At 64.5% G+C, this 18121-nt stretch carries 18 protein-coding genes and 1 tRNA gene; 6 read left to right on the forward strand and 13 right to left on the reverse strand.

Annotated elements, in window-relative coordinates:
* Positions 1 to 32: 32 nt before the first annotated feature.
* Positions 33 to 2108: a GumC family protein gene (locus N5A92_RS12415; RefSeq protein ID WP_260903076.1), complete on the reverse strand. Its 2076-nt coding sequence runs from the start codon at positions 2106 to 2108 to the stop codon at positions 33 to 35.
* Between the two features lie 191 nt (positions 2109 to 2299).
* Between N5A92_RS12415 and N5A92_RS12420 the strand changes: the two genes are divergently transcribed.
* The 4 genes from N5A92_RS12420 to N5A92_RS12435 all read left to right on the forward strand — a co-directional run bounded on the left by N5A92_RS12420 (position 2300) and on the right by N5A92_RS12435 (position 6936).
* On the forward strand, positions 2300 to 2863 hold the full coding sequence (locus N5A92_RS12420; RefSeq protein WP_260903077.1) for a polysaccharide biosynthesis/export family protein: 564 nt from the start codon (positions 2300 to 2302) through the stop codon (positions 2861 to 2863).
* 22 nt (positions 2864 to 2885) lie between these two features.
* A complete protein-coding gene (locus N5A92_RS12425) occupies positions 2886 to 4016 on the forward strand; it encodes a glycosyltransferase family 4 protein (RefSeq protein WP_260903078.1) in 1131 nt (376 codons plus the stop codon).
* A gap of 116 nt (positions 4017 to 4132) precedes the next feature.
* Entirely contained in the window at positions 4133 to 5665 is a 1533-nt protein-coding gene (locus N5A92_RS12430) for an undecaprenyl-phosphate glucose phosphotransferase (RefSeq protein ID WP_260903079.1), read from the forward strand.
* A complete protein-coding gene (locus N5A92_RS12435) occupies positions 5662 to 6936 on the forward strand; it encodes an O-antigen ligase family protein (protein ID WP_260903080.1) in 1275 nt (424 codons plus the stop codon). The genes N5A92_RS12430 and N5A92_RS12435 overlap by 4 nt, the downstream gene beginning before the upstream one ends.
* Here the strand turns inward: N5A92_RS12435 and N5A92_RS12440 are convergent.
* Positions 6911 to 7642, reverse strand: a complete 732-nt coding sequence (locus N5A92_RS12440) for a class I SAM-dependent methyltransferase (protein ID WP_260903081.1) — start codon at positions 7640 to 7642, stop codon at positions 6911 to 6913. The two genes, N5A92_RS12435 and N5A92_RS12440, sit on opposite strands and share 26 nt — an antisense overlap.
* Before the next feature lie 119 nt (positions 7643 to 7761).
* Positions 7762 to 7838, reverse strand: a tRNA-Pro gene (locus N5A92_RS12445).
* Between the two features lie 519 nt (positions 7839 to 8357).
* Between N5A92_RS12445 and N5A92_RS12450 the strand changes: the two genes are divergently transcribed.
* Positions 8358 to 8507 carry a hypothetical protein gene (locus N5A92_RS12450; protein ID WP_260903084.1) on the forward strand — a complete coding sequence of 50 codons (150 nt, stop codon included), beginning with the start codon at positions 8358 to 8360 and terminating at the stop codon, positions 8505 to 8507.
* 98 nt (positions 8508 to 8605) lie between these two features.
* Here the strand turns inward: N5A92_RS12450 and N5A92_RS12455 are convergent, their stop codons facing one another.
* The 7 genes from N5A92_RS12455 to N5A92_RS12485 all read right to left on the reverse strand — a co-directional run bounded on the left by N5A92_RS12455 (position 8606) and on the right by N5A92_RS12485 (position 13347).
* The gene (locus N5A92_RS12455) at positions 8606 to 9124 is read right to left on the reverse strand and encodes a MerR family transcriptional regulator (RefSeq protein ID WP_260903087.1); all 519 of its coding nucleotides are present in this window, start codon (positions 9122 to 9124) and stop codon (positions 8606 to 8608) included.
* A gap of 94 nt (positions 9125 to 9218) precedes the next feature.
* Positions 9219 to 9569 (reverse strand): VOC family protein, encoded by a 351-nt coding sequence (locus tag N5A92_RS12460; protein ID WP_260903089.1) that lies wholly within the window; start codon positions 9567 to 9569, stop codon positions 9219 to 9221.
* Positions 9570 to 9659: 90 nt separating this feature from the next.
* Positions 9660 to 9983, reverse strand: coding sequence for an integration host factor subunit alpha (locus tag N5A92_RS12465; protein WP_260903091.1), 324 nt, complete (start codon positions 9981 to 9983; stop codon positions 9660 to 9662).
* 112 nt (positions 9984 to 10095) lie between these two features.
* Positions 10096 to 11067: a beta-ketoacyl-ACP synthase III gene (locus N5A92_RS12470; protein WP_260903093.1), complete on the reverse strand. Its 972-nt coding sequence runs from the start codon at positions 11065 to 11067 to the stop codon at positions 10096 to 10098.
* 9 nt (positions 11068 to 11076) lie between these two features.
* Entirely contained in the window at positions 11077 to 12132 is a 1056-nt protein-coding gene (plsX, locus tag N5A92_RS12475) for a phosphate acyltransferase PlsX (protein WP_260903095.1), read from the reverse strand.
* Between the two features lie 107 nt (positions 12133 to 12239).
* Positions 12240 to 12797: a YceD family protein gene (locus N5A92_RS12480; protein WP_260903098.1), complete on the reverse strand. Its 558-nt coding sequence runs from the start codon at positions 12795 to 12797 to the stop codon at positions 12240 to 12242.
* Positions 12790 to 13347, reverse strand: a complete 558-nt coding sequence (locus tag N5A92_RS12485) for a ubiquinol-cytochrome C chaperone family protein (RefSeq protein WP_260903101.1) — start codon at positions 13345 to 13347, stop codon at positions 12790 to 12792. The genes N5A92_RS12480 and N5A92_RS12485 overlap by 8 nt, the downstream gene beginning before the upstream one ends.
* A 152-nt stretch (positions 13348 to 13499) precedes the next feature.
* Between N5A92_RS12485 and N5A92_RS12490 the strand changes: the two genes are divergently transcribed.
* Positions 13500 to 14012: an outer membrane protein assembly factor BamE gene (locus N5A92_RS12490; protein ID WP_260903104.1), complete on the forward strand. Its 513-nt coding sequence runs from the start codon at positions 13500 to 13502 to the stop codon at positions 14010 to 14012.
* 88 nt (positions 14013 to 14100) lie between these two features.
* On the opposite strand, the gene N5A92_RS12495 is transcribed toward N5A92_RS12490, so the two are convergent.
* From N5A92_RS12495 to nusB, 3 genes are all read right to left on the reverse strand, one after another.
* A complete protein-coding gene (locus N5A92_RS12495) occupies positions 14101 to 16236 on the reverse strand; it encodes a sodium-translocating pyrophosphatase (RefSeq protein WP_260903107.1) in 2136 nt (711 codons plus the stop codon).
* Positions 16237 to 16405: 169 nt separating this feature from the next.
* The gene (locus N5A92_RS12500; RefSeq protein ID WP_260903109.1) at positions 16406 to 17620 is read right to left on the reverse strand and encodes an MFS transporter; all 1215 of its coding nucleotides are present in this window, start codon (positions 17618 to 17620) and stop codon (positions 16406 to 16408) included.
* Entirely contained in the window at positions 17617 to 18120 is a 504-nt protein-coding gene (nusB, locus tag N5A92_RS12505; protein WP_260903111.1) for a transcription antitermination factor NusB, read from the reverse strand. Before nusB ends, N5A92_RS12500 begins: the two co-directional genes overlap by 4 nt.
* Position 18121: the final 1 nt, after the last annotated feature.

Raw genomic sequence — 18121 nt, forward strand, 5'->3', positions numbered from 1 at the left:
GACGACCGCCCGCTATGGGGCAGCTCTGTTCCTCAGGCCACGTCGCGGCCGGGAGGGGCGGACGGGGAAATGTAGCCTGTTGGCGTCACCAGAAGTGGCGTGCCGAAGCCCTCTTCCTGCAAATCCGATGCGGTGGCGACGATGCTCTCTTCCTTCGGGTCGAGAACGCTCACAAGCACCTGAGTGTCCTCGTCCATAAGGCGCTCGATCGCCGGTGCATCGGCGGCACCGCACTCGGCGATCACCAGGTCGTAGGCGGTGGTCAGCGAGTTCATGATGATGGGAAGACGGTCGATGCCGCGCATGGCGCGGTCGGGCGCGGCCGTGCCGATGGGAATGACGTGGCACGCCGAATAGAGGTCGGCATGGATAACGTCGGCGAACTGCGCCTCGGCCGCCAGCAGGTTGGTGATGCCGGGATAGACCTTGCTTTCCAGCGTCGGCCATGAAACGGCACCGGAAGCCGTCAGGTCCAGGAGCAGAACGCGCAGCCCCGCGTCAGCGACCTCGCGCGCGACGAGAACGGCCGTCGCGGCGGCCTCATCGCCCTCGGGCGAAACGAAGATGGCGCGCGCCACGCCGGTTGAGATCAGCGCTTCGGCGGCGGCCTCGACATTCACCTCACCGAGGCTGCCGATGGCTGGTGCGGGCGGCTCTTCTTCCGCCGTGACCGGCATCTGCACCTGAGGCACTGGCTCGATGTCGCCTGTGGCCGGTCGCAGGGCGCGGCCGCTGAAGAGCTCCTGCAGCAAGACCACGATGCCCATCAGGAGGAGAGATCCGGCGAAGGCGGCAAGCGTGATGGGCAGGATCTTCGGGAAATAAGGTTCGGACGGCGTAATGGCGCGCGAGAAGATGCGCGCATCCACCGGCAGATAGTTGCGATCGCCACGGGCGGCCGCCTCACGGTAGCGTGTGAGATAGGATTCCAGAAGCTGGCGCTGGGCGGTGGCCTCGCGCTCCAGCGCACGCAGTTCCACCTGCTCCTCGTCGGCGCGCGCCGATTCGGCCTTCAGCGTGTTGAGATCGGCGGTCAGTTCGCGCTCGCGCAGGCGTGCCATTTCAGCCTCCTGCTCCAGCCCTTCCAGCACCTTGCGCGCCTCGATGCGGATCTGCGAGTCGAGATCGGCAAGCTGGGACTGCAGCGCCTTAATGCGCGGGTGGTTGTCCAGAAGCGTCGTCGACAGGTCGGCGATCTGCGCCCTGAGCTCCACCTGCCGCTCGCGCAGCCGCTGTATGAGGTTCGAGGCCAGCACCTCCGGGACGGACTCCAGCGCCGCACCCTGCTCTATGGCGGCGCGCACCGTCTGGCCCCTGGCTTCGGCCGCCGAGCGGTTGGCGCGCACCCGCGACAGTTCGCTCGACAGTTCGGACAGTTGCTGCGTGGCGAGCACGGTGTTGTTCTGGCCGATCAAAAGGTCCGAGCGGGCGCGGAACTCGGCAACCCGCGCCTCCGCCTCCTTCACGCGGTCGCGCAGGTCGGCGATCTCCGGCTCCAGCCATTCCGTGGCGTTCTCGTTGGACTCCGCTTTCGCCGCGCGCTGGCTCGCCACATAGGCGTCGGCGATAGCATTGGGCACGCGCGCCGCCAGCTCCGGATCCTCCGAGGAAAAGCGGATGACGATGACGCGGGAATTTTCGACGCGGTAGACCTCGAGCTTCTCACGGAAGGTGTCGAGCACCCGCTCCTCCGGCGGAATGGCGCCGACGTCTCTTTTGAGACCGACGATCACAAGCACCCGGTCGAGGAGCGACTGCTCGTTCGCCTCGAACTCCTCGCGGCTGGCAAGATCGAGTTCCCGCGCCACCTGCGTCAGGATCTGCGTGGACGATATAACCTCGACCTGGCTGGCTACGCTCTCACCGTCCAATGACTCCCGCTCGCCGGCATCGGCGGACTGCGGGCGCGTGTAGATCGATTCGCGAACCTCAATGAGCACCCTCGTCTCGGCGCGATAGCGCGGCGTGGCCATCACCGCGAGCATGAAGGCGATCGCAGTTATCGCAAGCGCGAAAAAGGCGATGCGCCGCCATTTGTGCCTGAGGCTCGCGAACAAATGGCCGAGGTCGACGTCCACGTCGTTCGCCATTTTCTCACCGCTGGTCATTGCGCCCACTCCAGACTCTTCCCGCGCGAAGGTAAACGCACATGGTAACCAGGGGGTTAATCGCGCACGGTCGCCGTATAAGCCCATAACCGGGCGCTTAACCCTGCATTAACCCTGATGGGCCAATAACCGGGCGAGTTTATGAAGCTCTGGCGCATCGGGGGCTCCGGCAGAGAAGTGTGTATCCGGCCATGAAACATCCGATTCCATTCCTCCTCGGGCTTGCGGCAAGCGTTGCTGTTGCAGGCTGTTCGGGCTACCGCCCTGCCCCGCCGGCCTTTCACGAGGCGCTCTACCAGCCCTATGTGATGGATGCGGGCGACCAGTTGCGCGTCACCGTCTTCGACCAGGCGAACCTCAGCAACACCTACAGCGTCGACCAGGCGGGCTACATCTCCTTTCCGCTGGTCGGCTCGGTGCCCGCGCGCGGCCGTACAGCCAATCAGATCGAACAGCAGCTCGCCCAAAAGCTGCGCCAGGGTTACCTGCGCGATCCCGATGTGACGGTCGAGGTCGACCGATACCGGCCGATCTTCATCATGGGCGAAGTGGGCGCTCCGGGGCAATATTCCTACGTGCCGGGTATGACCATACAGAAGGCGGTCGCGGCAGCCGGGGGCTTCACCCCGCGCGCCAACCAGGCGTTGGTGGACGTCACCCGTCAGATCAATGGCGAGATCCTGACCGGCCGCGTCGTCACGTCCGATCCGCTGCTTCCCGGCGACACGGTCTACGTGCGCGAACGACTGTTCTGATCGTGGCGGCGTCTGGCGTCCGGTGACCCACCACCTGCGCATCGTGCACTGCTTCCGCTCGCCGGTCGGCGGCATCTTCCGCCATGTGCGGGACTTATGCGAGGCGCAGGTCGCCGCCGGCCACGAAGTCGGCATCGTGTGCGATTCCACCACCGGCGGCGCCTTCGAGGATCGGCTCTTCGCCGAGATCCGGGATATCCTGGCGCTCGGCGTGACACGTACGCCGATACAGCGCCACATCGGCCCCGGCGACCTCGGCGCGGCCTTGCGGTCGCTGAGGATCGTCCGCCGCTTGCGGCCGGACATCCTGCATGGGCACGGTGCCAAGGGCGGCGCCTATGCGCGGCTTTTCGGCACCGCAATGCGCCTCAGCCGCCGCCCGGTCGCTCGCCTCTATTCGCCCCATGGCGGCAGTCTGCACTACGACGCGGAGACGCTGGCCGGCCGCTTCTTCTTCGCGCTCGAAGGGCTGATGGAGCGGCTCACAGACCAGATCCTGTTCGTCTCGGATTACGAACGGCGCGCCTATAAACAAAAGATCGGCGTCCCGCGCGCGCCTACAAGCCTCGTCTATAACGGGCTGCGTGCCGAGGAGTTCGCCCCCGTCGCCGATGTGCCGGAAGCAGCAGACTTCGTCTATATCGGCATGATGCGCGACCTCAAGGGGCCCGACCTCTTCATCGATGCCCTCAAGGCGACGGAAGAACAGACCGGGCGGACGCTTTCGGCCGTGATGGTGGGCGACGGCGACGGGCGCGACAGATATGCCGCCCAGGCGGGCGCGCTCGGCTTTTCAAATAGGGTCACCTTCCGCCCGGCGATGCCGGTGCGCCAGGCCTTCGCCCTCGGCCGCACCATGGTGGTGCCGTCTCGGGCAGAGGCCATGCCCTATATCGTCCTGGAGGCGCTTGCGGCCGGAAAACCCCTCGTCGCCACCGCCGTCGGCGGCATCCCGGAGATTTTGGGCAAGGACTCGCCCGCATTATGCGCCCCCGCCACCGCCGCGCTCGCCGCGAAGATGGCAACCGTGCTCGCCGATGAGGCTGCCTACCGGTGCAACATGCCGTCGCGGGAGGAACTGAAGGCCCGCTTCGGCGTCGACGTCATGACCGGCAGGATCGAGGCGATCTACCGCGAGACGCTTGGGGGCTGAGGGGTCAGATCCCCGCCCCCGCAAGCCAATCCGCCAATCCTTCAACAATAGCAAAGCACATCAAGGGAATCTTAGGGCCCTCGGTGTTATTGCCCTATAAACCGGTTGTTATGCCCATGAACAACATCGACCCCATTCACCGCTACAGGAAGGGCGCGCGCGGCCAGGACAAGGAACCTCGCCAGCGGCAGAAGCCGAAGCTCGGCGCCGTGGCGAAGCAGGTTGCGCAGCAATACCGCCGGGACACCTTGTCCCCGGTCATGGTGAGCGGCGTGATGCGCCTGATCGAGTTCGCCGTGCTCCTGCTCGCCGGTCTGCAGCTTTATGCCGGCCATGTGGGGCTGACGACGCATCTGTTCGTGCAGTATCCGCTCATCATTGTCGGCGTAGCGCTTGTGGCCGTCCTGCTCCTGGAGTTGTCCGACTGCTACCAGATGTCGGCGTTGCGTAGCCCGCTTTCCCAGGTTGGGCGCATCTTCACCATCTGGTCGGGCACCTTTGCGCTTCTCACCGTGGCGCTGTTCTTCCTGAAGATCTCGTCGGAGTTCTCGCGCTTCTGGCTCGGCACCTGGTATGTCAGCGGCCTGCTGCTCATCATGGTCCTGCGGCTGGCGGCGGCGCATCTCTTCCGCCGCTGGGCGCGCAACGGGCGCATCGAGCGCCGCGCCGTCATCGTCGGCGGCGGCAAGAACGCCGAATCCCTCATCCGCGCCATCGAGCAGCAGCCTTATAACGACATCCGTATCTGCGGAATCTTCGACGACCGCGACGACACGCGCTCGCCACCCGTCGTCGCCGGCTATCCGAAGCTCGGCACCGTGGCCGAGCTGATCGAGTTCGCCCGCATCGCCCGCATCGACATGATGATCGTGTCGCTACCGATCACGGCGGAAGCGCGCGTTCTGGCTTTGCTGCGCCAGCTGTGGGTGCTGCCCATCGACATTCGTCTGTCGGCGCACTCCAACCACCTGCACTTCCGTCCGCGCGCTTACTCCTACATCGGCTCGGTGCCGATGCTGGACATCTTCGACCGCCCCATCAACGACTGGGACAAGGTCGCCAAGCGCGCCTTCGACATCGTCTTCAGCCTCATCGGCATCGCCGTTTTCTCACCCGTGATGCTGGCCACGGCCATTGCCATCAAGCTCGACAGCAAGGGTCCGGTCCTCTTCAAGCAGAGGCGGCACGGCTTCAACAACGAGGAGATCGAGGTCTACAAGTTCCGCTCCATGTACGCCGACCAGTGCGACCCGACGGCCAGGAAGGCCGTGACGAAGGGCGATCCGCGTGTGACCCGCGTCGGCCGCTTCATCCGCAGGACCTCCATCGACGAGCTGCCGCAGTTCTTCAACGCGCTCTTCGGCAGCCTGTCGCTCGTCGGCCCGCGCCCGCACGCGGTGGCGGCCGAGGCGCACAACCGGCTGTTCGACGAGGTGGTGGACGGTTACTTCGCCCGCCATCGGGTGAAGCCCGGTGTGACGGGTTGGGCGCAGATCAACGGCTGGCGCGGTGAGCTCGACACGGAAGAAAAGATCAGGAAGCGCACCGAGTACGATCTCTACTACATCGAGAACTGGTCGCTTCTGTTCGACCTCAAGATCCTGTTTCTGACGCCGATCCGCCTTCTCGACACGGAAAACGCCTATTGAACGCACTCGTTCACAGCGGTGGCGGCAGCCTTCGCGCGGCGGCGAACGCACGGCTGATCGCGCTCATCCGCGCCGGCGCCGTCGCCCTCGGTGTCTTCCTATCCGGCTTCGTGCTACGCGAGCCGGCGCCTTACGAGCTCTATATGACCGGCCTGATCGCCGTGTGGGCCGTCTTCGGGCTGCGCATCTCGCGCCACGCCGCACCGCTTCTGGTGCTCCTCGTCCTTTTCAACGTCGGCGGCTTCATCTCCATGAGCCAGCTCGCCGATCTGGGCGACATTCCGCTCTATCTCGCCGTCTCGCTATTCCTCGCCTTCACAGCGGTCTTCTTCGCCGCAATCATCGAGGCGCAGCCCAGTCTCCTGTCCGTCATCTTCGGCGCCTGGTTGGCGGCGGCGGTGATAACGGCGACCGCCGGCATCCTCGGCTACTTCCAGGCCTTTCCGGGGGCCGAGATGTTCACGCGCTACGGGCGGGCGGCCGGCGTTTTCCAGGACCCGAACGTCTTCGGCCCGTTTCTTACCCTGCCGGCCATCTATCTGCTTCACCGCATGATGACCGGTCATGCCGGAGTTGCACTCCTTTCCGTCCCGCCCTTCATGATTATCACGCTTGGCCTCTTCCTCTCCTTCTCGCGCGGTGCGTGGGGCCTGTTCCTGTTCTCGGCCGTCATGCTCACCCTGGCCCTCTTCATCCACAACCAGCGCGGGCTCATAAGGCTGAGGATCACCGCCATGTGCATCGCCGCCGCGGCGCTGGCCGTCGTCGGGCTCCTGGTGGCGCTGCAGATACCGGCCGTGGCGGATCTCTTCGCGCAACGCGCCCAGCTGGTCCAGGACTACGACGCCGGCCGCCTCGGCCGTTTTGCCCGCCATGCCATTGGCTTCCTCCTGGCCACCGAGCGCCCGCTCGGCATCGGCCCGCTCGAGTTCGGCAAGCTATACGGCGAGGACACGCACAATATCTGGCTGAAGGCGCTGCTCGATTACTCCTGGCTCGGCTTCGCCGCCTATCTCACCCTCATGGTGTGGACCGTGGCCGCCTGCTTCCGCGTTCTCTTCCGCGCACGGCCGTGGCAGCCTTATCTCCTGTGTACCTACGTCGTCTTCCTCGGCCACATCGCGCTGGGCACCGTGATCGATACAGACCACTGGCGGCATCTCTACCTGATGCTTGGCATGCTGTGGGGCATGATGGCGTTGGAAGGGCGGTGGAGAGGACAGAGCCCCGTTGAACAGCGCAGCTCTAGCCGGCGAGCGGGCGTGCGGTGAACCAGAGAAAAAGCGGCATGCGGGTCCACCGCTCCATATGCTGCCGCCCTTCGCCGAGATCAGGAAGCGGCTCGCGAATGGAGGTGATCGCCAATCCCGCCCCCTCCAGCGCTGCGGCATAGGCTTCGAGAGGCTGCGACCAGCCGGAAAAATGCATTTTCAGCCCGCGCTCCTCGACCGTCTCGTCGAAGCGCTGCCTGCCGAAATAACTACCCTCGACGATGAAGGGAGCGTCGCCCCCGGGGCCTGCGAACCGGCCGTGGTCGAAGAACGGGTGGACGATCGAGACCACCAGCCGCCCCTCCGGCCGCAGTACCCGCCGCATCTCCCTGACCGCCGCCGGAACATCGTCCACGTCCATCAGCACGTTGTATGAGACCACCAGGTCAAAGTGCCCGTCTTCAAGCGGGAGGTGGGTGGCGGCTGCGACAACATACTCATCGGCGGAGTCGAGACCCGCTGCCGCTTCGATAAATGCCTCGACGGGATCGGCGGCGGTGACGTGATAGCCGCAGGCTTTCAGTTCGCGCGAAACCCGCCCTTCGCCGCAGCCGACATCCAGAGCCCGCCCCCCACCCTTTCCCACGAAGGACGCAAACGCTTGGCGATAAGCCCAGAATGCATCGTGGTTAGGGGTGCGCGCCCAAGCAATCCAGTCCGCCGCGATCTTGGCCCAGTGTTCGTGATCCTTCGTCGTGGCGCTCATGGTCGTTCCTCCTCCGCTGTCAGACCGAGGATAGGGGAGTGGAGAAGCGGTTTCTCCAATCCATCCGCCATCAGTCGAATAAGGGAACGCAAGGGCTCAAATAAAGAGTGAGCGAAGAATGGTCGGAGCGGCGGGATTCGAACCCACGACCCCTTGACCCCCAGTCAAGTGCGCTACCGGGCTGCGCTACGCTCCGAACCGCGCAAAGCCCTATATTCTCCGGGCTTCCGACGCAAGGGTAAAATCCGATCGCTGCAACAAAAGCCGGCGGCGGCGGTGTCTGGAAGGCAACCATTCAAACACTCACGTGAATATTGCCCGTGATTTTTATTTTCTGATCTCAAGCACCCCTTGAGAATTGATTATTTCCGTCTGAAACAAATGATTACTTATGAAAAGCGACATGAGCTTTCCCAATCCAAATTCGACTCACTTTCACTTCTACCGTCTTCACGCGGTGTGGGGTGGAAGCGGCAGCTAGTTGTATCGGCCTGCCGTCAACAGGTGGAGGACCATGCTGATGAAACATCTTCTTGCAGCTCCCGCCTCTGTCGATATCGACCAGAGCGGAACGGTTACGTTCAACGGGCTGCAAGGGTGGTTCCGGATGTGACGGAGGAGGCCTCCACCGCCGCCGGCATGGATGGAAGTGGCTACTTCCGGAAGAGGAACGTGCCGCCATCGCCGGCTAGACCAACCAAATGAGGAACAACCAATGCTGAAGATACTGCTTTCCATGGCATCGGCCGCGGCTCTCTTCGCCCTTGCCGCTTGCGACGGCGGCGACACAGCGCCCGAGGGCGACGCGGCTACGGAACAGACGACCACGACCCCGGCGGAAGAGCCGGCCGAGCCGGCGCAGTAAACATTCGCAGGGTAATTGAGAAGGGGCGCTTCGGCGCCCCTTTTTCTTGGGTCGCCGGTGCTTCGACCATGGCAACCCGGGCGGCGTTTCGGAATATCCTAACGCACCTGGTCAAGCAGGCGCTTGCACTCCAGGAGGTCGAACAACGTCTCCTGCAGGAGCGCACGGTTGTCGCGCGAAAGGCGCCCGTCATCAGCGGAAACCGGCCCCTCCTCCTCCATCCCCATGCCAAAGAAACGGCGGCTCGGCTTGGCCTTCGGCTTGCCGACGAGCATTTCGTCGTCGGCGCCCTTCTCCTTCGCCTCGGCGACCTTCTGCTGGGTGATGGCCTCGACGGCGGCCATGTCGCCGCGACCGATGGCGACGACGAACTGGTTGCCATTGTCGCGCAGGAGTTTCTGAACGCCTTTGATGGTGTAGCCCTGATCGTAGAGCATGTGGCGGATCCCCTTGATGAGCTCGACATCCTGCGGCCGGTAATAGCGGCGCCCGCCGCCGCGCTTCATCGGCTTGATCTGGGAAAAGCGCGTCTCCCAGAAGCGCAGCACATGCTGGGGAAGGTCGAGTTCCTCCGCCACCTCGCTGATGGTGCGGAAAGCGTCGGGGCTCTTATCCATCAGTCACCTCCTGCGACTCGACACCCGCCATTTCAACAGCCTGACGCACCGTCTGACAAGGCCTGTAAGAACGGTCAGCATATTGCGGCATATGTTACCGCAATGCCGGCGGCGCTCCGGGACCGATGATTTCGGCAATCGTGCCGTCCGGACAATGAAAATGCTGCCAGCTTTCGCCGTCGGCGTGCTGAACATCGCCGATGAAACCAATGCCGGCTGCGATCATCGCCCGGCGCGTTGCATCGAAATCATCGACGCGGAAGCCGACAACCGGCCCGGTCTTGAAGAAGGCGTGAAAGGCGTCACCGGGGCCGTAGAGCTCCAACACGGTTCCGTCGGCGAGCCTGAAACCCACGAGGTCGTCAGCTTGCCGCGTGACTGGGACGCCAATCACGTCGCGGAACAGCCGCACCGTCTCATCGAGCCGGCCGCTTCGTATGCCCACAAACCCGATCCCGCGCACTGCCATGACGCCCCCGAGAGAAATGAGTTCGATAAAGACGAACCTGACAAGCGCAATACCGCATGGCCTGCCCTAGCCGGCCTTGCGCTCCTTGCGCGCCTGATGCGCGCGCAGGATGCGGTTCTTGAGCACGTTGGATGCCTTGAAGGTCATCACCCGGCGCGGCAGAATCGGCACCTCCTCGCCCGTCTTGGGGTTGCGGCCGACGCGCTCGTTCTTCTTGCGCACCTGGAAGGTGGCAAAGGAGGAGAGCTTCACCGTCTCCCCACGCACCACCGCGTCGCAGACCTCCTGCAGGACCATCTCGACGATCTGAGCCGATTCTGTGCGCGACAACCCCACCTTTCGGTATACGGCTTCCGCGAGGTCGGCGCGTGTGATTGTCTTTCCCCCCATCGGCCAACCAACCCTTCGAAACTATTGAAAATACAAAGCGACGTCACGAACGTTACAAAAATTGGCGTGCCAAGGTCAAGAACTGGAGAGGTAGTAATAGGGCTTAGAACGCTCACCAGCGCAAAAGCACCGCACCCCAGGTGAAGCCGCCGCCCATCGCCTCCAGAAGCACTAGGTCGCCGCGCTTGATCTTGCCTTCCGCCACGCCGTGGGCGAGCGCCAGGGGAACGGAGGCGGCCGACGTGTTGCCATGCAGGTGGACCGTGATGACGACCTTCTCTTCGGGGATGTCGAGCTTTCTCGCCGAAGCGTCGATAATACGCTTGTTGGCCTGGTGCGGCACAAACCAGTCGAGATCGTCCGCCGTCACGCCGGCCTTGGCGAAAACATCCTCGATCACGTCGGTGATCATGCCGACAGCATGTTTGAACACTTCGCGGCCCTGCATGCGCAGGTGGCCCACCGTGCCGGTGGTCGACGGGCCGCCGTCGACATAGAGCTTTTCCTTCTGCGCCCCGTCGGAACGTAGCGAAGAGGCGAGAACGCCACGGTCGGCGATGGTCCCCTCGCCTTCCGCCGCTTCCAGCACCACCGCGCCCGCACCGTCGCCGAACAACACGCAAGTGGTGCGGTCGCTCCAGTCCAGGATGCGCGAAAAGGTCTCCGAGCCGATGACCAGCACGCGCTTGGCAAGCCCGCCGCGGATATAGAGGTCAGCGGTCGTGATGGCGTAGACGAAGCCGCTGCACACCGCCTGCATGTCGAATGCATAGCCGTGATGGATGCCGAGCCTGTTCTGGATCTCGACCGCGGTGGCGGGGAAGGTGTTGTTGGGCGTCGAGGTCGCCAGGATGATGAGGTCGATATCAGTCGGGTCCAGTCCCGCGTTTTCCAGGGCGTGGCGGGCGGCCGCCTCGCCAAGCGAGGCAGTGGTCTCGTCGTCGGAGGCGACGTGGCGCTGGCGGATGCCCGTCCTCTGGACGATCCACTCGTCCGAGGTGTCCACCAACTCCTCGAACTCCTTGTTGGTCATGATGCGGCGCGGCAACGCTGAGCCGATGCCGCGCACGGCGGACCTGATCATCATCCTATCCTACGCGTTGGAAGCCATCTGGCCTGCCATTCCGGCGGGCTTGCGGGCATGGAAAAGGTCTAGGGTGGTGCGCGTCTTGTCGAAGACGCCGCTCTTCACCATCTCGTAGCCGAGTTCCACGGCGGCGGCAAAGCCTTCCTCGTCGGCGCCACCGTGGCTTTTGACGACGATGCCCTTCAGCCCAAGGAACACCCCGCCGTTGGTCTTGCGCACATCCATCTTCTCACGCAGGCGCTCGAAGGCGCCACGTGCCAATATATAGCCCATCCGTGCCATAAGGGTGCGACTCATGGCCTCGCGCAGATATTCGCCGATCTGGCGTGCCGTGCCCTCGGCCGATTTCAGCGCGATATTGCCTGAAAAGCCTTCGGTGACCACCACGTCAACCGTGCCCTTGCCGATATCGTCGCCCTCTACAAAGCCTTGGTAGTGCATTGTGTCGAGCGCCGCCTCCCGCAGCATGCGGCCGGCTTCCCTGACCTCTTCCTGGCCCTTGATCTCTTCCACACCGACATTGAGCAGCCCCACCGTCGGCCGCTCGATGTCGAACAGCGCATTGGCCATCGCCGCGCCCAGGATGGAGAAATCGACGAGTTGCTGTGCGTCCGCGCCGATGGTGGCGCCGACATCAAGGACGATGCTCTCGCCGCGGATCGTCGGCCAGATGGCGGCGATGGCCGGACGCTCGATGTCGGCCATGGTGCGCAGACAGAATTTCGACATGGCCATCAGGGCGCCGGTATTGCCGGCCGAGATGCAGGCGTCGGCGTCGCCTGTCTTCACCGCCTCGATTGCCTTCCACATGGAGGATTTCCAGCGCCCCTGGCGCAGGGCCTGGCTCGGCTTGTCGTCCATGCGCACGGCCACGTCGCAATGGGTGAATTCGCTGATGTCCTTGAGCCGCGGCAAACCGTCGAGCACCGGGCGGACGGCATCCTCACGCCCGAAGATCACAAACCGCGCATCCGGCCGGCGCTCGGCGACCCGGAGGAGGCTTGGAAGTGTGACCTCGGGGCCGTGGTCTCCGCCCATGGCGTCAATCGAAATGCGTATCACGCGTTATATGCCTCGGTTGTTGAGCGGATGGGCCCTACGCAAAGTGCGGCGAAAATAGCGTTTTTGCACGGCTGCACAACCTCGATTCCAAACGTTTTCGTGCAAATTCAACCCTTTTCACGCAGCTTCTTGAGCCCTTCGTGGAGGGGACCGGACCCCTCCTCCTTTCCTTCCTCCTCGGCCGGAAGGTCGAGCGCGGCGGTGCTCTTCCTGGGGTAAGGGTCGATGCCGAGGGCGAAAAACTCCTCCGCGAGCGCGCCGAGATCGATCCTGTCGCCGGTGAAGGCTTCGGGCAGATCCTCGCCCTCCGCTTCGACGACGATTTCGCCGCTTTCATAGTCGGCGCGTGCAAGCCGCGAGCCCTCGGGCACGAAAAGCGCCGAGACCTCCTCGTCGATTCGCGCCACGAGCGGCTCCAGCGTCACCACGCAAGCCTGCGTGATATCGGCCTCGACACGGCCCGTCACACGCACGCCGTCGCCTTTCCAGGGCCGCACCGCGAGCTCGGCATAGAAGCGCTGGACCGAAAGCAGATCGTGCGCATCGGCAAGAGCGGCGCGCTGCGCCGCATCGGCCTCGATCGCCACCGTCGTTCCCTTCTGCGGGAGGCGGTTGACCTGAAGCTGATAGGAGACAGGGCTTTGTGTGCGAACCGGATCAGCCATCGTCCATCCCTTCCTCCGGCAGGGGCGCGAAGCGCAGCCTGCCGGCCTGCAGATCCTCATCCGAAAGCGCCTGAAGCGCTTCGTGGGCATCCAGCGTATAGGCGGCAAGGGCGGCCGCCTCAATCCATACCGTCCTGTCGGGCGCAATGTTCCGCTTCAGGGCGCTAGCAAGCGCCGTCTCGTCGCCGGCATCCACGGCGGCGCCATAGACCGAGAGGCGACCGTAGAACATGCGGGCAAGCTTCTTTATCCGCTTCGGCACGCCGAGATCACCGACGCCCAGCTCGCGCAGCGAATGGTCCACTTCCAGGAAGAAATGATCCGTCAGTTCCTGCGCAATCTCTTTCAGCGCACCTTCCTTGCCGCGCAAGCGATGCAGAAGCAGGAAGAAATGCAGGGACATCATCTCGAAACGTCCGAGCGGCGTGTCCGGCACCTGCCAGTCGGAATAAAGCTGCGGCCGCCGTGCCGCTGCCACGATTTCCCCGTAGAGAGCGTCCACGACGCGGCGGCGGCTGCGCCGGCGCGCGCCGGAAAGCCACTGGAACATGGGGATCGCCCTCCTTCAGGCTGGTTCGGATCGCATATCGCACCGGAGCCCGCGGCGGGCTCTGGTTGCATCGGCGCGCAAGCTGGTTTACCGGTTTTGCCGTCGCGTGCAAGGTGACGGCCGGTCCAGTCCGGTGCAATCGTGTAAAGGAGATGTCGTTGCAGGTGCGGAAAATCAAGACCAACCATGCCTGTCGGTACGTCCTCGCCGCCGCCCTCGGCGGCAGTGCGCTGGCGCTTTCGGGATGCAACACCGCCTCGACGCTGAACACACGCGAGACGTTCACCCAGGGCTACGTCATTGACGAGCAGGCGCTGGAGCTGGTGCCGGTGGGCTCCAGCCGCGAGCAGGTGCTCCTGGCGCTCGGCACGCCATCCACCACGGCGACCTTCGACAGCGAGGTCTTCTATTACATTTCGCAGAAGCGCGTGCGAAACGCCGCCTTCATGAAGCCGAAACTTGTCGACCAGCAGGTGCTGGCGGTGTATTTCGGCGACGACCAGCGCGTCACGCAAGTCGCTCACTATGGCATGCAGGACGGCAAGCTGTTCGATTTCGTCACGCGCACCACGCCGACCGGCGGCAAAGACCAGAACTTCCTCACCCAGATGATCGCCGGCGTTGCCCGCGGCGGCCCGCCCTCGAACCCGCTGGGAGCGCGGTAGGCGCATCGTCGTCGAGAAGACGGCTCTAGTTCATAAGAAAGGCCCGCGGAGTCGCCTCCGCGGGCCTTTTTCCGTTGGCCGGTCTGCCTCAGTGCGCCAGCACCGCCAGCAGCAACAGCGCGATGATGTTGGTAATCTTGATCATCGGGTTCACCGCTGGGCCGGCGGTGTCCTTGTAGGGATCACCCACCGTATCGCCGGTGACGGAAGCCTTGTGCGCCTCGGAGCCCTTCTCGTGCTTGACGCCGTCCTTGTCGACAAAGCCGTCCTCGAAGGACTTTTTGGCGTTGTCCCAAGCGCCGCCGCCGGCCGTCATTGAGATGGCGACGAAGAGCCCCGTTACGATAACGCCCAAAAGCATGGCGCCGACGGAGGCGAAGGCCTCGTTCTTGCCGCCGATCAGGTAGATGACAGCGAAGACGACGAGCGGCGAGAGCACCGGCAGGAGCGACGGCATGATCATCTCCTTGATCGCCGCCTTGGTCAGAAGGTCCACGGCACGGCTATAGTCCGGCTTCTCCTTGCCCTGCATGATGCCCGGCTTCTCGCGGAACTGCCGGCGCACCTCCTCGACGATAGCGCCACCGGCGCGGCCGACGGCCGTCATCGACAGACCGCCGAACAGAAACGGCAGAAGACCGCCGAACAGGAGGCCGACGACCACATAGGGGTTGGACAGCGCGAAATCGACCGTCACGCCCTCGAAGAAGGACCCCGGCTCCGCATTGGCGGCGAAGAACCGCAGGTCCTCCGTATAGGCCGCGAACAGCACCAGCGCGCCGAGGCCGGCCGAACCGATGGCGTAGCCCTTGGTCACAGCCTTGGTGGTGTTGCCGACGGCATCCAGCGCATCCGTCGTCCGGCGCACCTCGGCCGGCAGATCCGCCATCTCGGCGATGCCGCCGGCGTTGTCCGTGACCGGGCCGAAGGCGTCGAGCGCCACCACCATGCCGGCCAGCGCCAGCATCGTGGTGACGGCGATGGCGATGCCGAAGAGGCCGGCGAGCATATAGCTCAACAGGATACCGGCGATGATGACCAGCGCCGGCAGCGCCGTCGCTTCCAGCGACACGGCTAGGCCCTGGATGACGTTGGTGCCGTGGCCGGTGACCGAGGCCTGGGCGATGGAGCGCACGGGGCGGAAGCCGACGCCCGTATAGTATTCGGTAATCCAGATGATAAGCCCGGTCACCGCCAGGCCGACGACGCCGCAGAAAAACAGCTGCGCTCCCGTGAAGGCACCGCCGCCATTGTTGGGCGAGAACTCGGTCGAGCCGCCGAGCCACAGCCAGACGATCAGCGCCAGCGCGACGATGGAAAGCACTGCCGTGGCCCAGAAACCCTTGTAGAGCGCGCCCATGATGGAATTGTTGGAGCCGAGCTTGACGAAGAAGGTGCCGGCGATCGAGGTCACCACGCAGGCCGCGCCGATGACCAGCGGGAACAGCATCAGCGTCACCGCCGTCGCCCCCGTGAAGAAGATGGAGGCGAGCACCATGGTGGCCACGACGGTCACCACATAGGTTTCAAAGAGGTCGGCCGCCATGCCGGCGCAGTCGCCGACATTGTCGCCCACATTGTCGGCGATCGTCGCGGGATTGCGCGGGTCGTCCTCGGGAATGCCCGCCTCCACCTTGCCCACGAGATCGCCGCCGACATCCGCACCCTTGGTGAAGATGCCGCCGCCCAGACGCGCGAAGATGGAGATCAGCGAGGCGCCGAAGCCGAGCGCGACAAGCGCATCGATGACCGTGCGGTCCGTCGGCCCATAGCCCATCGGTCCCGTCAGCACCCAAAAATAGACCGACAAGCCGAGCAGCGCCAGGCCGGCGACCAGAAGGCCGGTGATGGCACCGGACTTGAAGGCGATGTCGAGGCCCGCGGCGAGGCTGTTGGAAGCCGCCTGCGCGGTGCGTACATTGGCACGCACGGAAACGTGCATGCCGATGAAGCCCGCAGCACCCGAAAGAACCGCCCCGATCAGAAAGCCGACGGCCGCGGCGGCGGTCAGAAGCCACCAGGCGATCACAAAGACGACGACGCCAACGATGGCGATGGTCGTGTACTGACGCGTAAGATAGGCCTGTGCACCCTCCCGAATGGCACCGGCGATTTCCTGCATGCGCGCATTGCCCTGATCGGCCGCAAGGACCGATTGCGTCGCCCAGATGGCGTAAAGGACAGAAAGCAGGCCGCAGGCGATGACGACGTAAAGCATGGTCATTGCCAATTAATCCCTTTGATTTCGGCCCGCTGGAACCCCTCCCGGGCCTAGAGAAAGGCCGCGACGAAAAGCGCCGCGACCCAGGGCGCGACTTTGTGAAAGACACCGCGCGGCGTCAAGCACTTAGTGGGAGTTATGTTGATGGGAGCGCGCCTCACCAATACGCGCGTCAAACCACACGCGCCCTGCGCGCCCGCCGCAGCGCCAGGAAAGCCAGCGTTGCCAGACAGGCGCCGGCCACGGGGAAGATCACCCAGTTCAGCATATCCCAGCCGAAGGCGTTGTAGACGCGGCCGGACATGAGCGAGGCGAAGGCGACGGTGGAGAAAAGCAAGAGGTCGTGCACGCCCTGCACCTTGTTCTTCTCCGAGAGATGATAGCAGTCGGCCACCATGGCCGTGGCGCCGATGAAGCCGAAGTTCCACCCGACGCCGAGAAGAATCAGCGCCAGCCAGAACTGCCAAAGCTCAATGCCCGACAGCGCCACCAGTCCGCAGCCGATGAGAAGCGCGAGCCCCGTCGCAACAATCCGCTCCTTGCCGAATCGCGCGATGAGATGGCCGGTGAAGAAGCTCGGCGCGAACATCGCCATCACGTGCCAGGAAATGCCGAGGGTCGCCTCGTCAGGCGAAAAACCGCAGCCCACCATGGCCAGCGGCGCACCCGTCATCACGAAACTCATCAGCGCGAAGGAACTGACGCCGCACAGGAGCGCGACGAGGAAACGCGGCTGCGCCATGATCTCGGTGAGCGGCCGTGCCGGCTGATGGTCGTCGAGTGCCGCCGACGGCGCGTCCTTGGGCAGGCGAAGCAGCGACAGGATCAGGGCGCCGATGGCGGCAAAGCCGATGATCCCCACGAAGGCCCCGGCGAACATGACGGGCGCGAACAGTTCACGCATGTGGATGGCCGTCTGCGGCCCGATGACGGCGGCGAAGATGCCGCCGCCCAACACCCAGGCGATGGCGCGCGGCTTGAAGTCGGCCGGCGCGTTGTCGACGGCAGCGAAGCGGTACTGCTGCGTGAAGGCCGTACCGGTGCCGACCAGGAGCAGGCCGAACGCGAACAGCCAGAAATCGGCCTGGAACAGGGCAAAGGCGGCCACGGCACCGCCCAGCGCATTGGCGCCGGTCCCGGCGATCAGCCCATAGCGTCGGCCGACCACCCGCATCAGCATCGCCGCCGGCAGCGCGGCGAGCGCCACGCCGACATTGAAGCCGGTGACGGGTGCGGTGGCGAGTGACTTGTCCGTGCCGAGGAGGTAGCTTCCGGCGAGGCCGCCCATGGAGATGGCGATAGGCGCGGAGGCACCGACGACGGCCTGCGCAGCGGCCAGAATCAGTGCCGTGCGCTTGGCCTCGCGGTAGAGAGCCTCATCGCTCACGACACGTCTTTCCCCCTGCCCTCTTTACGGCTGGCGCGCGCCACGCGGTCGAGCACGGCGTTGACCACCTTCGGCTCGTCTTCGTCGTAGAACGCCTTGGCGATGTCGACATATTCGGAGATGATGACGGCGACCGGCACATCCGCCCGCATGGTCAGTTCGTAGACGCCGGCGCGCAGGATGGCGCGCAGCGTCGAATCAAGGCGCGAGAGCGGCCAGTCCTCCAGCAGCGAGCGGCGGATCACCGGATCGATCGCCTTCTGGTTCTCGACCACGCCGGCAAGGATGGCGCGAAACCATTGCGGGTCCGCCTCGCGGTAAAGATCGCCGTCTACCTCCTTGCCGAGGCGGAAGGATTCGTACTCCGCCGTCGTCTCCAGAAGGCCGGTGCCGCCGATGTCCATCTGATAAAGCGCCTGCACAGCGGCCAGCCTTGCGGCACCCCGCTTGTTGGCCGGACGGAAGTTGACCGGCTCGCCGGCTCCAGCAGGATGCGCCACT

Origin of the sequence: Chelativorans salis (assembly GCF_025336525.1) — a bacterium.
GTDB classification, from domain to species: domain Bacteria; phylum Pseudomonadota; class Alphaproteobacteria; order Rhizobiales; family Rhizobiaceae; genus Chelativorans; species Chelativorans salis.